13 protein-coding genes and 1 tRNA gene are annotated in these 13,629 nt (G+C 68.7%); 3 read left to right on the top strand and 11 right to left on the bottom strand.

Annotated elements, in window-relative coordinates; translation table 11 throughout:
- Positions 1 to 2 precede the first annotated feature (2 nt).
- Genes KBZ19_RS02975 through folD form a run of 4 tightly spaced genes read right to left on the bottom strand, consistent with a single transcriptional unit; the run spans position 3 to position 3,892 of the window.
- Positions 3 to 1,484, bottom strand: coding sequence for an AAA family ATPase (locus KBZ19_RS02975; protein ID WP_255099713.1), 1,482 nt, complete (start codon positions 1,482 to 1,484; stop codon positions 3 to 5).
- Positions 1,481 to 1,999 carry a divergent PAP2 family protein gene (locus tag KBZ19_RS02980; RefSeq protein WP_255099714.1) on the bottom strand — a complete coding sequence of 173 codons (519 nt, stop codon included), beginning with the start codon at positions 1,997 to 1,999 and terminating at the stop codon, positions 1,481 to 1,483. The genes KBZ19_RS02975 and KBZ19_RS02980 overlap by 4 nt, the downstream gene beginning before the upstream one ends.
- Positions 1,996 to 2,898 (bottom strand): geranylgeranyl diphosphate synthase CrtE, encoded by a 903-nt coding sequence (gene crtE, locus KBZ19_RS02985; protein WP_255099715.1) that lies wholly within the window; start codon positions 2,896 to 2,898, stop codon positions 1,996 to 1,998. The genes KBZ19_RS02980 and crtE overlap by 4 nt, the downstream gene beginning before the upstream one ends.
- A gap of 52 nt (positions 2,899 to 2,950) precedes the next feature.
- Positions 2,951 to 3,892, bottom strand: a complete 942-nt coding sequence (gene folD, locus KBZ19_RS02990) for a bifunctional methylenetetrahydrofolate dehydrogenase/methenyltetrahydrofolate cyclohydrolase FolD (protein WP_094510471.1) — start codon at positions 3,890 to 3,892, stop codon at positions 2,951 to 2,953.
- Between the two features lie 62 nt (positions 3,893 to 3,954).
- On the opposite strand from folD, the gene KBZ19_RS02995 reads away from it, so the two are divergent.
- Positions 3,955 to 6,063 carry an HDIG domain-containing metalloprotein gene (locus tag KBZ19_RS02995; protein ID WP_255099716.1) on the top strand — a complete coding sequence of 703 codons (2,109 nt, stop codon included), beginning with the start codon at positions 3,955 to 3,957 and terminating at the stop codon, positions 6,061 to 6,063.
- Here KBZ19_RS02995 and KBZ19_RS03000 read toward each other — a convergent pair.
- Positions 5,978 to 6,319 carry a SemiSWEET family sugar transporter gene (locus tag KBZ19_RS03000; RefSeq protein ID WP_255099717.1) on the bottom strand — a complete coding sequence of 114 codons (342 nt, stop codon included), beginning with the start codon at positions 6,317 to 6,319 and terminating at the stop codon, positions 5,978 to 5,980. The two genes, KBZ19_RS02995 and KBZ19_RS03000, sit on opposite strands and share 86 nt — an antisense overlap.
- An 82-nt stretch (positions 6,320 to 6,401) precedes the next feature.
- Here KBZ19_RS03000 and KBZ19_RS03005 point away from each other — a divergent pair, with 82 nt between their 5' ends.
- Positions 6,402 to 7,628, top strand: a complete 1,227-nt coding sequence (locus KBZ19_RS03005; RefSeq protein WP_255099718.1) for a sirohydrochlorin chelatase — start codon at positions 6,402 to 6,404, stop codon at positions 7,626 to 7,628.
- Positions 7,629 to 7,986: 358 nt separating this feature from the next.
- A complete protein-coding gene (locus KBZ19_RS03010; RefSeq protein WP_094510386.1) occupies positions 7,987 to 8,277 on the top strand; it encodes a DUF2811 domain-containing protein in 291 nt (96 codons plus the stop codon).
- 844 nt (positions 8,278 to 9,121) lie between these two features.
- Here the strand turns inward: KBZ19_RS03010 and KBZ19_RS03015 are convergent.
- The 6 genes from KBZ19_RS03015 to KBZ19_RS03040 form a co-directional block, all read right to left on the bottom strand.
- Positions 9,122 to 10,804: a GMC oxidoreductase gene (locus tag KBZ19_RS03015; protein ID WP_255099719.1), complete on the bottom strand. Its 1,683-nt coding sequence runs from the start codon at positions 10,802 to 10,804 to the stop codon at positions 9,122 to 9,124.
- Positions 10,805 to 10,945: 141 nt separating this feature from the next.
- Positions 10,946 to 11,022 (bottom strand) — tRNA-Met (locus KBZ19_RS03020).
- A 65-nt stretch (positions 11,023 to 11,087) separates the two neighbouring features.
- On the bottom strand, positions 11,088 to 12,071 hold the full coding sequence (locus KBZ19_RS03025; RefSeq protein WP_094510384.1) for an asparaginase: 984 nt from the start codon (positions 12,069 to 12,071) through the stop codon (positions 11,088 to 11,090).
- A 41-nt stretch (positions 12,072 to 12,112) separates the two neighbouring features.
- Entirely contained in the window at positions 12,113 to 12,616 is a 504-nt protein-coding gene (locus KBZ19_RS03030; protein ID WP_094510383.1) for a CGLD27 family protein, read from the bottom strand.
- 16 nt (positions 12,617 to 12,632) lie between these two features.
- Positions 12,633 to 13,001 carry a ribosome silencing factor gene (gene rsfS / locus KBZ19_RS03035; protein WP_255099720.1) on the bottom strand — a complete coding sequence of 123 codons (369 nt, stop codon included), beginning with the start codon at positions 12,999 to 13,001 and terminating at the stop codon, positions 12,633 to 12,635.
- Positions 12,994 to 13,629 carry a DUF3318 domain-containing protein gene (locus KBZ19_RS03040; RefSeq protein ID WP_094510381.1) on the bottom strand — a complete coding sequence of 212 codons (636 nt, stop codon included), beginning with the start codon at positions 13,627 to 13,629 and terminating at the stop codon, positions 12,994 to 12,996. The genes rsfS and KBZ19_RS03040 overlap by 8 nt, the downstream gene beginning before the upstream one ends.

Consider the following 13,629-nt stretch of genomic DNA (forward strand, 5'->3'; position numbering starts at 1 on the left):
GCTCAGGCCTCGGGGTCTGCCAGCCAGCGGCTCCAGCAGTCGCGATCGGCGCTGGAGCCCGCTCCCGCCACCATCCATACCGCCGTACGGGCCCGGCTCACCGCCACGTACACCAGCTGCCGGCGCAGCTGCAGATCGGAGGGCCAGAACACATCGTCGGCGATGAACACCTCACCAAAGCTGCTGCCCTGGCTGCGGTGCACCGTGAGCACGGCCGCCGGCGCCAGGGAGGCGAAGGCATCCCGCACCAGGAAGTAGCGACGCCAGAGACCGCGGGCTTCCTTCTTGCCCAGCGCCCTGGCCTGCTGCCGCAGCTGCGCCAGCACCCCTTCCAGCTGCCGCCGGGCAGGGGAGCCCGCCGCCGGCAGCAACCGCAGCGACAGCTCCCCGTCGGGCTGCTGCACGGTCACCAGCTGGGTGTCGATCACCGGCGCGGTCAGCCCGTCGAACAGCTCCAGCACCTCCCGGCCTGCCAGGCCGAACTCCGCCAGATCGCAACGCTCGGGCTTCACGTCGCGCACCACCAGCTCCCGGTTCGACGCCAACACCATGTCCGGTTCCTCGCCCCCCTCCGCCCCCTCCCGGCAGGCGGGCGCCATCACCGCCATGCGCGTGATCAGCACTTCACCCGGCAACACCGGCAGCTGGTCGGCCATCTCGCCGTGGATGGCGCGCCGGGCGAGGGGCACCAGCTGCTCAAGGCTGCGGTTCGTGTAACAGAGGATGCGGGCCTGATCGGGGTTGTCCCCCTCGGCGGCGCGGCGCAGGGCCTGCTGAGCCGCCGCCAGCCAGGCGGAGCGCTCCAGCAGGGCCACCATGCCCTCCGGCTGCCGGATGGCCGGCAGCTGAGGCGGCAACCGGCAGGGCAGCCGCTGCTCCCGCAGGCCGGTGGCCAGGCGCAGCACCGGACCCTGGTGGCGCACCACCTGCTCGAGCCGGGCCAGCTCGGCCCGCTGCAGATCGAACACGGGGCTGAGCGGTTCCCCCACGGGCGGCAGCTGGGCGGGATCGCCCACGAACACCAGCCGGGTGCCGTAGGGATGGGCGCAGCGCAGGGCGATCTGCAGCAGGGTGCTGTCCACCATCGAGGCCTCATCGATCAGCACCAGGGCCAGCGGCTCCAAGGCCACCGCCGTCTGCTCGGTTTCCTCACAGATCTCGCGGCCGCCGTCACGGCGCAGCTTCAGGCGCAGCAGCCGGTGCAGGGTGGAGGGAAACCAGGTGGGCCGCAGGCCGCTGAGCTCGAGGTACTGGCGCAGCACGCCCACCGCTTTGTGGGTGGGAGCCACCACGGTCCAGCAGAGATCCCGACGCTCCACCTCCGCCAGAAAGGCCATCGAGAGGTACGTCTTGCCGGTTCCGGCGTAGCCGCTCAGCACGAAAGGCCGACCATCGGCAGGAGCGTCCAGCCAGGCCACGAAGGCCTTGACCGCCTGGCGCTGACCAGGCGTGAAGGCTTGGGCATCAGCGGCAGGAAGGCTCAAGCCAGCGGCAACCAGCCCCAGCTCTGGGCGATCTGCAGCGGCGAACCCACCAGGGCCAGACCGGTGAGGGCGATGGCGGGGCCCATCAGGCTGCCGGCCAGCACCTCCAGGCGCGTATGGCCCAGGTTTTCCTTCAGCGGCTTGGCTGGTGCGGCGTCCTGCCAGGTGGCAGGCGGCAGGGCATTGATCGCACCAGCCTGTAGCCCGGCGGCCCGGCGCACGCCGCTGGCGTCGTACATCACCACGAACGCCACGGTGGCGGCAAAGGCGAACAACGGATCATCGAAGCCCTGCTGCCAGCCGATGCCCGCCGCCGCGCCTGTGACCAGGGCGGCGTGACTGGACGGCATGCCGCCGGTTTCGAACAGCACCGCCGGGCGCCAGCGGCGGTGCTCCACCAGCTCGATGAGCAACTTCGAGCATTGCGCCAGACCGCAGGAGATCAGCGCCCAGGCCAGCACACCATTGCCAAGCAGTTGAAACAGGGGAGGGGTTCCGGAGGGGACAGCGATCATCGATCGCGGCTGGTGATGTAGTCAGCCAGGGCCACCAGCGGGCCGGCCTGGGCCAACCAGGGCTGAAGTGCCTCCTTGGACTCCCGCACCAGGGCATCGGCACGGCGACGCGACTCCTCCAGCCCCAGCAGCTTCGGGTAGGTGGTCTTGTCGGCGGCCAGATCCTTGCCGGCCGTCTTGCCCAGCACGGCACTGCTGGCGGTGAGGTCCAGGATGTCGTCGATGATCTGGAAGGCCAGACCGATGCCGCGGGAATAGGTGCGCAGGGCGTCCAGCAGATCGTCCTCGGCGCCGGCGATCAGGGCGCCGGTGAGCACACTGGCCTGCAGCAGGGCACCGGTCTTGTGCAGGTGGATGTATTCGAGCGTGTCGAGATCCACCTGGCGGCCCTCGGATTCCAGATCCACCACCTGGCCGCCCACCAGCCCGGGGGCGCCGGCCGCCAGCGACAGCTCACCCAGCACCCGCAGCAGCCGTTCGGGGGCCACGCCGGGGCTGCGCAGCGCCACCATCTCGAAGGCACGGGTCAGCAGGGCGTCGCCGGCAAGGATGGCATTGGCTTCTCCGAACACCTTGTGGTTGGTGGGGCGTCCGCGGCGCAGGTCGTCGTTGTCCATGGCGGGCAGGTCGTCATGGATCAGCGACATGGTGTGGATCATCTCCAGTGCCACCGCGGTGGGAAGCGCCAGGGCACTGGTGCCTCCCGCCAGTTCGCAGCTCGCCAGGCAGAGGATCGGCCGCAGCCGCTTGCCCCCCGCCAGCAGCGAGTAGCGCATCGCCTCCCGCAATGACTCGGGCCGCTCCGGGCCGAGGGCGGCATCGAGGGCCTGCTCCACGCGCTGGCGGGACGCCTCCAGGTAGGCCGCGAAATCGAAATCCGTGCTCACCGCCACGGCCATGGGTACCAGCGCACTGCGGCGGATTCTCTCAGGCCACGGCGCCGCTGAGCGTCTATGGCAACAGATCGGCGAGCGGATCTTCCGCCGGAGCTCCAGCCCCATCCACAGCGAGCGCTGGGGCGAAGGTCGCCCGCCAGCTGGCCACCGTGTTGACCAGGAGCATCGTCACGGTCATGGGCCCCACACCACCGGGCACCGGCGTGATCGCCGCCGCCAGCGGCTCCACCTCCTCGAAGCGCACATCGCCGCAGAGCCCGCCGCGGCCGCCGGGCCCCTCAGCCGCTGACGGCGGCAGCCGGTGGATGCCCACATCCACCACCACCGCTCCGGGTTTCACGTGCTCGGCACCGATCAGCCGCGGCCGACCGGCCGCCACCACCAGCACATCCGCCTCGCGGCACAGCGCCGCCAGATCGCGGCTCCGCGAGTGAGCCACGGTGACCGTGGCATTGGCGGCCTGCAGCATCAGCGCCATCGGCTGGCCCACCAGGATGCTGCGCCCCACCACCACGGCGCGGGCCCCCTCCAACGGCACCTGGGCGCGCGCCAGCAGGGCCATCACGCCGGCGGGGGTACAGCTGCGCGGACCGGGTTCCCCCTTGAGCAGGCGACCCAGGTTGCACGGGTGCAGGCCATCGGCATCCTTGGCCGGGTCGATCGCATTGAGGAGCGGCCCCTCCGCCAGCCCCGGCGGCAGGGGCAACTGCAGGAGGATGCCGTCCACAGCGGGATCGGAGTTAAGACGTTGAATCTCGGCGAGCACCGTGGCGGCGCTGCTGTCGGCAGGCAGGTGGGCGCCGTGGCTGGCGATGCCGACCCTGGCCGAGGCCTTCTCCTTGTTGGCCACATAGACGCCGCTGGCCGGATCATCACCGACACGCAGCACGGCCAGCCCCGGCGGCCTACCGGCCCGCTCCAGGCCCGCCGTCACCACCTGCTGCAGGCGCTGCTCCACGTCCTTCGCCAGTTGCCGCCCATCGAGGAGCTTCGCCATGCCCACCACAAACGGTTCAAGGCCCAGCATGCCGCCAGACCACGATTGACGTCCTCGCTAGCTTGACCACTTCGGAGGTGGAGAGTGTGCTGCTGCGTCGGCGCATCCAGAGGCTCTGGCAGCGATGGCTCCGGCAGGAATCGCCATGCCAGGCGCTCTGTCCATGGCGCCGACGCGACTGGCTGGCCGTGGCTCTGGTGTGCGTGCTGGTGGCGGGGGTGTCGAGCTGGCCCTGGCTGGTGGAACCGAGCCTGAGGCCGGGAATCCCGGCCCCGCAGAGCACCCGGGCACCGGAAGCCGCCACAGTCGTGGACAGCGACGCCCTGGAGCAGCGGCGTTTTCAGCTGGGCAGCCGCACCCACGTGCAGGTGGTGGATCCCCAGGCCGATCGGGAGCTGCAGCAGCGCCTGGAGCGGCAACTGCGGGAGCTGGAGTTGGTGGCGGCCTCCCCCCAGAACCGGGTGGGGCCGCTCAATCTGAACCCGGTGGAGCAGGCGTGGCTGATCAGCCTCACGCCGCAGCAACTGGCGCAATGGCAGCAGGCGCTGCGGCTGGCCCAGCGGCGCATGCTCAGCCAGGGCATCGTGAGCAGCATCGCCAAGAGCCAGCTACAGGCGGCCGCCGCCCTGCAGCTGGCGCCGCTGGCGGAGCCGGGCCTGGGCCTGGGCAGCCGGCTGCTGGCGGTGAACCTGCAGGGCCGCACCAACCTGCGCACCGATGCCGGCCTCACCCAGGGCTTGATCGAAGAGCTGCTCACCCAGCAGGGCATTCCGCGCATCACCGTGGAGAAAGGTGAACTGATCACCCGCCAGGGGGAACCGATCAGCCCCCAGGCCTACGACGTGCTCGATTACTTCGGCATGGTGAACCGGAGGCCCCTGCTACGGGCCTGGCTGGGCCATGCCTTCGAAGCCTTCGCCGGCAGTGCGGTGATGGTGCTGCTGCTGCGCCGCTGGCGCGCGAGCCTGGAGCCCCGCCATGCGCTGCTGGCCCTGGGGACCCTGCTGGTGGTGCAGGGCTGCAAATTGTGGCTCGGCAACACCGCCAGCCCGCTGGCGCTGCTGGTGCCCCCCACCCTGCTGCTGGCCCAGGCTCTGGGCACTGGCGCTGGCCTGGCCTGGCTGGCGGTGGCCAGCCTGCTGTGGCCCCAACCCCTCGATGGCTTCAACGAGCAGCGCCTGCTGGTGGCCGCCCTGGTGGCAGTGGTGGCGGCGGTGCTGGCAGGCCGGCAGCGCAGCCGCGCCCAGCTGGTGCAGCTGGCGCTTGTGCTGCCGGTTGGGGCCCTGGCCCTGCAATGGCTGGTGCTGCAGGTGTCGTATCGGTTGCCCAACAGCGCACGGGTGACGCCCAGCGGCGCAGAGCTGGTGGGAGAGGCGCTGCTGATGGGTGGCCTGCTGATGGGCGGCCTGCTGCTGGGACCGCTCGTCGAGAGTTTCTTCGGGCTGCTCACGCGCGCGCGGCTGCTGGAGCTGGCTGACCTGGAGCGCCCCCTGTTGCGGCGGCTGTCGATGGAAGCGCCGGGCACCTTCGAGCACACCTTGATGATCTGCGGGCTGGCCGAGGAGGGCGCCCGGGCGATCCAGGCGGACGTCGACATGATCCGCACCGGCGCCCTGTATCACGACGTCGGCAAGTTGCACGCGCCGCAATGGTTCATCGAAAACCAATCGGAGGGCGCCAACCCTCACGAAACCCTCAACGACCCCTTCGCCAGCGCCGCGATCCTGCAGGCCCACGTGGACGAGGGGCTCAAGCTGGCCCGCAAATACCGCCTGCCGCGGCCGCTGGCCGATTTCATCCCCGAGCACCAGGGGACTCTGAGAATGGGCTACTTCTTCCATCAAGCCCGGGAGCAGGATCCCGATGTGCCCGAGCAGCGCTTCCGCTACCGCGGGCCCACGCCCCAGAGCCGCGAAACGGGAATCCTGATGCTGGCCGATGGTTGCGAGGCCGCACTGCGCTCGCTGCCGCCCGGCACCTCGGAGCAGGAGGCCTGCGCCATGGTGCGCCGGATCATCGAAGCGCGCCTCAGCGATGGCCAGCTCAAGGACAGCGGCCTGAGTCGGGGCGAACTGGAACTGGTGATCAGGGCGTTCGTGTGGGTGTGGAAGCGGATGCGTCATCGGCGGATCCCTTACCCGATCCCCGCCCGGAAGGCCTACAGCGCCTGAACCCCTGCAGCTTGCGCTCGAGCACCACCGAGGCCGGTAGCAGGGTGATGGCGTTGGCGGCGATCAGGGGCCCGTCGCGGGTGATCAGGCCATAGAGCAGCCAGCAGCAGATGCCTGCGGTGAACAGCGTGTACATGCGCAGGGAGATGCCACTGGTATCGCCACTGCGCAGGGTTTTGATCGCCTGGGGGAAAAAGCTCAAGGTGGTGAGCGCCGCCGCGCCATACCCCAGCAAGGTGGTGGAGGTGGCAGTCATCGGGCCGGGCGCGTTGACCTCAGCATGGCGGAGGCGCCGCAGGGAGGGAGGAGCGATAGGGTCCCCCGAGACAGGTCTTGTGATGGCTCCTCTTCCAGCGCAACTTCTGGCGGGAGCCTCTGCCAACGGCAAGCTCGGCGTGATGGTGTGCGGCCATGGCAGCCGCAACCGTCTGGCCGTCGAGGAATTCGCCCAGCTTGCGATCGGGCTGCAACAACGCCTGCCCCATCTGCCGGTGGCCTACGGCTACCTGGAATTCGCCCGGCCAATCCTGCGCGACGGCCTCGATCAGCTGCGCCAGCAGGGCGTGGAGCATGTGCTGGCCGTGCCGGGAATGCTGTTCGCCGCCGGCCACGCCAAGAACGACATTCCCTCGGTTCTGAACACCTATGCGGCCGAATCCGGTCTGCGCATTGATTACGGCCGCGAGCTGGGTGTCGACCGCAAGATGATCGAGGCGGCGGGTGCCCGCATCCGTGGCGCGCTGCAGCAGGCGGATGCCGCCGCTGCCGCCGCCGGTGAGCCAGCGGTGCCGCTGCACGACACCCTCTTGGTGGTGGTGGGACGCGGCTCTTCCGATCCCGATGCCAACTCCAACGTCAGCAAGGTGACCCGCATGCTGGTGGAGGGGTTCGGGTTCGGCTGGGGCGAAACGCTCTACTCCGGTGTCACGTTTCCGCTGGTGGAACCGGGGCTGCGCCATGTGGTGAAGCTGGGCTTTCGCCGCATCGTGGTGTTCCCCTACTTTCTTTTTTCCGGCGTACTGGTGAGCCGCATCCGGCTGCACAGTGAACGTGTGGCGGCAGATCATCCCGCCGTGGACTTCGTGCAGGCTCCTTATCTCGGTGACCATCCACTGGTGATCGACACCTTCCATGAACGTGTGGAAGAAGTGGTGCGCGGGGACACCCAGATGAACTGTTCGCTTTGTAAGTACCGGGCGCAGGTGCTGGGCTTCGAAGCGGAGGTGGGTGATCCGCAGCGGAGTCACCACCACCATGTCGAGGGGTTGATCGAATCCTGCACGTTGTGCGAACGCGAATGCACCGGCGCCTGCCAGCCCGATGGGGTGCCGATTCCCCTAGGCAGCGGGCCGGCCCACAGCCACGTGCACGGCCCGGACCAGACGGAGCATGGCCCCGTTCACGACCACGCGCATCACCAGGGTCAGCCCCACGACCACGGCCACACCCGTTACCCCCACGCTGACCACCCGCTCGGGCCTCGCAGCCTGACGGCAGCACCCCCCACCAAGGGAGACCCAGCCGTCTCGCCGACCCCCGGGACTCAAGAGATCCACGGGGCATAAGCCCTGCTGATGTGTCACCGATTTCCCCAGGCACCCATGGTTTTCCCCAGAACGGGAGGGGTTTTTCCACAGGCGAGGTCGGAGAATGGCCTTTCAAGCCCTTGAATCTGGGGATTACGCGGGTTTCCAGGCAGCCTTCTTGACAAACGTTCTCAGTGGCATCACCCGCCAGACCGATTGCCGATGGCCAGCGACGAAGAGGCACCGCAGCTGACTTTCTCAAGGCGAGCCGGCATGGGTTTCACCCAGGCCCCCCGCTTTGACGGGCCTGCCGTCGCTGTGGCTATCTGGGCAGGACCAGGGAGCCACGGCATTGAGCGACGCGCTGAACAGGACCACAGGCCAAGGACGCAACGGCATGCGCAGCAGCGAGGCCGCCAGTGGCTCAGGACGGAGTGAGGCCTATCCAGGCGAAGCCGGGGTGGCTGCAGAAAGCCGCGTGAGTCTTGAGGCGGAGATCCCTGAGCTGCTGTTCGACGGCATGCGCGACTTCATCCGCAGCCATCCCCACTGGGACCAGTACCAGCTGGTCAGTTCAGCCCTGGCCAGCTTCCTGTTCCAGAACGGCTGCACCGACGGCTGCGTCACCCAGCACTACCTCAACGGTCTGTTCATGCGCAACCAGCCGCCCGAAGGCCGCCTCGTCTGACGGCAGCTTGCCCGGAGTCCAGCGGGCCTGACGCGAGATCAGCCGTCATCGCCCGAGACCAGCAGCCATGGCCGATGGGCGCCAGTGAAGCCGGAGACAGGCACGCGTGAATGGAGACAGGCCGCCCATGCTGAAGAACGGCCTGTAAAGCTCGCGCTCCTGATCCACCCAAGGTCCTCCTCGCAGCCGCTTCGGCTGTTGATCCACGCGCCTTCTGATCCACGCGTCGTTTATTGCACGCGCGATTCAGCCACTCGGTGGTTCCGTGAGCACGTGTCCTCCAGGCCCATTGCTCTGAACAACGCCAGCGAGCACGCAAGCTGCAAGCACGTGGGCGCCAAGCAACGCACCATCAAGTCCTGCACGATGGCTGGCTGCCGATTCACAGGCCGCTGATCACAGGATCCCACCTTGATGGTTTCACTGGATCTCACCTTGCTGTTCCAGCCGTTGTCGTTCCCAAGCCGCTGTCTCGCGCGTTGCTGTCTCGAATCCTGCTGACTCGAAACCTGCTGACTCGAAGGTTGCTGCGTCACACGTTGCTGACTCGCAGTGGCTGCTCAAGCTGCTGATTGGCAGGTTGCAGCTTTACGCGTCGCGGCTTCACTCGGTAAGGGTTTGTCGGCCACCGAACAGCAAACAACCGGGTGAAGGAGAGGTCCTGCGCAGCGGAACACCACCGAATCACAGGCCCGCTGCCTGTGGCGCCAGCAATAAAAAAGCGGAAACCCTAAGGCCCCCGCTTTGGAATCTCCCTTGCCCGACCCGGTTAAAGGTCGCCTCCAAATTGTGCAGGAGGGTCCAGATCGCTTTTGTGGTCGTTGACACCGCCCGCGTGGTCCGGTCAGGACGCGCTCACAGCCTCATCGATCGCGCCAGTGCGCAACCTGTGGGCGGCATGGGCGCAGGCCCGCCAGGTGATTGCCATCTCCGTGAGGGTGGGGCTCTGCCAGCCGGCACTGGGCCAGCAGGCCCCATCGGTGACCAGCAGATTGGGGGCCTGCCAGCAGCGGTTCAAGGGGTCCACCACCCCGTGGTCAGGGCCGGCCGCCATGCGGGCTCCGCCCAGTTCATGGATGAAGTAGCCCGGCGGCGCCGCCTCCGTTGACAACGCCACCCCAAGGCGCAGCAGCGGCTCGGCCAGCGGAATCAGGAACAGATCCTCCAGCGGCCGGATGCAGCCACCGGCGGCAGCCACCACTGCCGTCATACGCGCCTGCATGTGGGCCACCATCTGCGTTTCGTTCTCGCCCCAATGCACGTCGATGTGGGGGGCCGGCAGGCCCCAGGCATCGGTGGCAGTGGCTGAAAGGGTGAGCCGGTTGTGGGCCTGGGGCAGCACTTCCCCCTGGCCGATCAGGAAGCCCACCGCCTCCCGCTGGCGCCGCTTGAACGGAGCCGGCGGATCGAAGCGCTGCACGCCGGCCCAGATGCCGTAGCCGCGGCGGAAGGGCAGAGGCTGGTCATCGGCGCCGAGGTTCACGGTGTTGGGGATGAAGGCACTGCCCGCCCCCGACAGTTCGCTGGGGCCGGTCGGGGCCGGCTGATCGGGCAACGCGAAGAACCGGCAGCTGGAGATGTGATCCATCAGGTGGCACCCGAGACTGCCGGAGGGGTCCGCCAGCCCATGCGGCTGATGCGGCTCTCCGGAATGGAGCAGGATCCGCACCGTTTCCAGCGTGGAGGCGCAGAGCACCACCAGCTGGGCCTGCACCCGCTGCCGCGCACCGCTGGCCCGCTCCACGTACACCACCGCTTCGGCGCGGCGGCGGGTGCGATCAAACTCCACATGGCTCACCACCGCCCCCGGACGCAGCGTCACCCGGCCCGTGGCCAGGGCCTGGGCCAGCGCCCCTCCCTGGGAGCAGGAGCGGGGCCAGGGGCCGCTGCCGGGGCGGTGCAACGCGAAGCCACGGGAGTGGATCAGCGGCAGATTCAGCTCCCGGGCGATCGCCTGCTGAAGGTGGCGCTCCGCTGGCGTGAACGGCAGCGGCGGCTGAAACTCCCCATCCGGCAGCTGGGGCAGGCCATCGCAGTGGCCGTGCACGCCGTGGAAGCGCTCGAGTCGGGCGTAGTAAGGGGCCAGGTCGGCGTGGGAAAGCGGCCAGGACGGACCGTGGCCATCCCGCTCGCCCGCCTTGAACTCGTGGTCGGAGAGGCGCAGGGTGATGCCGCCCCAGGTGAGACTCTTGCCGCCCACCTGACGCCCCCGGCTCCAGAGGAAGGGGCGATCGGGAGGCGTGCTGTAAGGGTTCTCTCGCTCATCCACATACAGCTCCGGGTTGGCCTTCCAGTAGCCCGGATGCTGCACCTGCCGCCACTGCCGGCCGCTGCTGATGTTGGCCACCCGCCTGAGGCTGTTCAGGGGCTCGCTGCCGAAAGCCTGGCGGGCGCTGAGCGCGGGGCCGGCGTCCAGCACCAGCACCCGCAGGCCAGCGCTCGCCAGCACCATGGCGGCAACTCCGCCGGTGGCGCCGGACCCCACCACCACCGCATCAAACAGGGGTCCGGGATCAGCGAGAGGCATCGGCTGGCCAGCAACGGGCGTGGCGTGGCGACCTTAGGCGGCGACAGCCGGGCGTCGAACCAGCGACGCAGGGCCCGGCCTCTGCCCAGACAGTTGCCCATAAAAAAACCGGCTGCAGATCCGCAACCGGGGGATGAAAAGTGGTGGCGGGGAGGAGATTTGAACTCCTGACCTTCGGGTTATGAGCCCGACGAGCTACCAGACTGCTCTACCCCGCGTCGCCTCAGACACACTACAAGCCGGGGGTGCCTTCCGGCAATGGGCGGGGCCCTGGGCGCCGGCTTCAGCGCGCCATGGCGTCAAAGCGCAGCTCGCCGCTCACCTCCAGCCGCAGGCCAAGGCCTGGCGCGAGGAACTGATCCTCGAGCTCTTCGAGGGTGAGCGCCGTGAGCCAGTCGAGCTGCCGCAGCAGGTGCAGCGTCACCGCGTGCTTGGCACGGCTGGCGCCGTCCTCCACCTTGATCGCCACTCCCAGCCCCTCGCCCATGCGGGCCAGGCACTGGATCCCTTCGGCGCCCCCCTTGCTCAGCACCAGGCCATGACCCCGCCGCATCAGCTCAGTGTCGAAGCGTCCCTCGCCAGCCACCAGCTCCGGGTGGGCCAGCATCGCCCGACTCAGCCGCTCCAGATCGGGCTGCTCCGAACCGCCCAGGTGGGCGAACAGCAGCGCCATCTGGGCCAGCTGGATCTGCACGGTGGGAGCGCCGCAGTCGTCGCGCGCCGTGAGCAGCTCCGCTCCGGGCAGGCCCAGCAGTTCCCCCACCCCCTTGAACACCTGCTGCTGCAGCGGGTGGTCGGGCTGGAGGTAGGTGTCCAGTGCCCAGTTCATGCGGCGGCAGGTGGCAAGAAACGCGGCGTGCTTGCCCGAACAGTTGTGCTGCAGCGGGCTGGCGTCGGGCTGCGGCGGCGGGCACTGCAGCCGTTCGGCTTCCAGATCGGCGCTCCAGAGGATCTTGAACGCTTCGCGGGCATGGGCCGGCGTGCCGGCATGGGATGCACAGGCGATCGCCAGGCTGCGGCTGTCGGCACCGGCCAGGTCGGCGGCACCGCTGCTCACATAGGCCTGGGCCTGGAAGGGCTTCAGCGCCGAGCGCATGAAGCTGAGCTGCTGGGGATCACCGGCGCGCATCAACACCCGCCCGCGCTTGTCGCAGACAACGGCGTGAACGCGGTGCACCGACTCGGTGATACCGGCGCGCAGCAGCCGCACCTCCAGGGGGGGCACGCCGGGCCGCTGGGAGGAGCCGAAACTGGAGGACAGGGACATCGCAGAGGGTTCGGCGCCCCGGAAACGACCGGGGCCAGGATTCAAAGAGCCTGGCAGAGCCCGGCTCCACCCAGCAGCAGTGCAGCGGCCAGGAGCAGGCCCTGGCGGAGACGCTCCAGCACCGGACGCACTTCATGGCGGGCCACCAGCAGGTCCTGCTGGCGCCAGGAGAGGGGCTTCTCCCACACCTGGCCGTCGTACCAGCCGGATTCCTCGTATTCCACCCGCTCGGAGGTGAGGCGCCGGCTCACATAGCTCCAGCCCAGCCACTGGCGGATCAGCAGCAGCAGCGAGGGCAGCACTGCCGCCACCGCCGCCGCCAGCACCAAGCGCAACGGCGCGTGGCGCAGGGGCCAGCTGCCGTAGGCGATCAGCAGACACAGCGGCAGTGCAAGCAGCCAGCTGATCGCCAGGGGCTTGAGCAACTGCCGTGAGCTCTGCACCGGCCAGGCGAAGAACCAGGAGGCGAGCAGCTGGCGGTATTCCTCCAGGGGCTGCTGTTCGACGGGCACCGGACAGGTCGAGAGGGGGGAGACCTGAGCCATGGAAGACGCCGGACGGTCAGAGGGAAACAGACTCCTCTGAGCCTAGGAAAGGCACCTGCTCGCCGTGTCCCCAGAAGGCTTCCAGGTCGTAGTAGCGCCGTTCGCTGGGGGTGAGCACATGCACGATCAGCTCGCCGTAATCGAGCAGCACCCAGCGCCCTTCGTTCTGGCCCTCCTTGCGCAGCGGCAGCCGGCCCGCATCAGAGAGCAGGCGGTCTTCGACCGAACGGGCGATGGCCCGCACCTGCACATCGGAGAGGCCCGAGCAGATCACGAACCAATCGGCCAGGGAGGACACCTCATCGACCCGGATCAGACGGATGTCCACGGCCTTGCGGTCGTCGCAGGCCTCGGCGGCAAGCCTGGTGAGGCGATCACTATCCATAGACGTTCTCGCTGGTGACGGACTGGCGGCTGCCTTGTTGCTGGGCCATCTCGGCACGAGCGGTGGCCGCACTCTTGCGCAGGGCCTCCAGGCGGTCTTCGTAGAAGGCGCGTTTCTTCTTCTTGCGGGTCTGCTCGACCAGTTCCTTCAAGGCGCCACCCAAACTCTTGTAGGCATTGGGCAGGGTGTAGCCGAAGCGGGTGGCCAGGGCAATGGCCCGCTCATCGGCGGCGATCGCATCCTGCAAACGTTTCTCTGAGTTGTTCTTGAGGTAGAGCCGGTAGCCGGCGAAGCCCGACAACCCCAGCGCCATCATCAGCAGCAGGCCGTCCTGCACCCATAGCTCGCCGATGGCGCCGCCAAGGCCGATGGCCAAGGCCGCCATCTCCCAGCCGTCGCGGGGCACCGCATCGTTCTGGATGCGGCCCACCTCATGCCAGAAGAGCAGGTTGCGGTGGTCGAGGGCCAGCTGATCCCAGGCTTCGAGATCCACCTGGATCTCCACCTCATCACGGCCGATCTCCTCGATCGTGACCAGGGGCGGGTCGGCGGAGGCGGCGGCTTCCACGAACACCCAGCTCTGCATCTCCGGAGGAAGCAGCCCCTTGAGGCGCTGGAGTTCGCTCAT

It is taken from the genome of Synechococcus sp. L2F, from assembly GCF_024345695.1.
Lineage (GTDB): Bacteria > Cyanobacteriota > Cyanobacteriia > PCC-6307 > Cyanobiaceae > MW101C3.

Excerpts from the sequence above, each read along its gene's own strand:
- rsfS (WP_255099720.1), bottom strand. The coding sequence starts at position 13,001 with ATGGATAGTGATCGCCTCACCAGGCTTGCCGCCGAGGCCTGCGACGAC.
- KBZ19_RS02980 (WP_255099714.1), bottom strand. The coding sequence starts at position 1,999 with ATGATCGCTGTCCCCTCCGGAACCCCTCCCCTGTTTCAACTGCTTGGC.
- KBZ19_RS03005 (WP_255099718.1), top strand. The coding sequence starts at position 6,402 with ATGGCTCCTCTTCCAGCGCAACTTCTGGCGGGAGCCTCTGCCAACGGC.
- crtE (WP_255099715.1), bottom strand. The coding sequence starts at position 2,898 with ATGGCCGTGGCGGTGAGCACGGATTTCGATTTCGCGGCCTACCTGGAG.
- KBZ19_RS03030 (WP_094510383.1), bottom strand. The coding sequence starts at position 12,616 with ATGGCTCAGGTCTCCCCCCTCTCGACCTGTCCGGTGCCCGTCGAACAG.
- folD (WP_094510471.1), bottom strand. The coding sequence starts at position 3,892 with ATGGCGAAGCTCCTCGATGGGCGGCAACTGGCGAAGGACGTGGAGCAG.
- KBZ19_RS03040 (WP_094510381.1), bottom strand. The coding sequence starts at position 13,629 with ATGAGCGAACTCCAGCGCCTCAAGGGGCTGCTTCCTCCGGAGATGCAG.
- KBZ19_RS03000 (WP_255099717.1), bottom strand. The coding sequence starts at position 6,319 with ATGACTGCCACCTCCACCACCTTGCTGGGGTATGGCGCGGCGGCGCTC.
- KBZ19_RS03015 (WP_255099719.1), bottom strand. The coding sequence starts at position 10,804 with ATGCCTCTCGCTGATCCCGGACCCCTGTTTGATGCGGTGGTGGTGGGG.
- KBZ19_RS03010 (WP_094510386.1), top strand. The coding sequence starts at position 7,987 with ATGCGCAGCAGCGAGGCCGCCAGTGGCTCAGGACGGAGTGAGGCCTAT.
- KBZ19_RS03025 (WP_094510384.1), bottom strand. The coding sequence starts at position 12,071 with ATGTCCCTGTCCTCCAGTTTCGGCTCCTCCCAGCGGCCCGGCGTGCCC.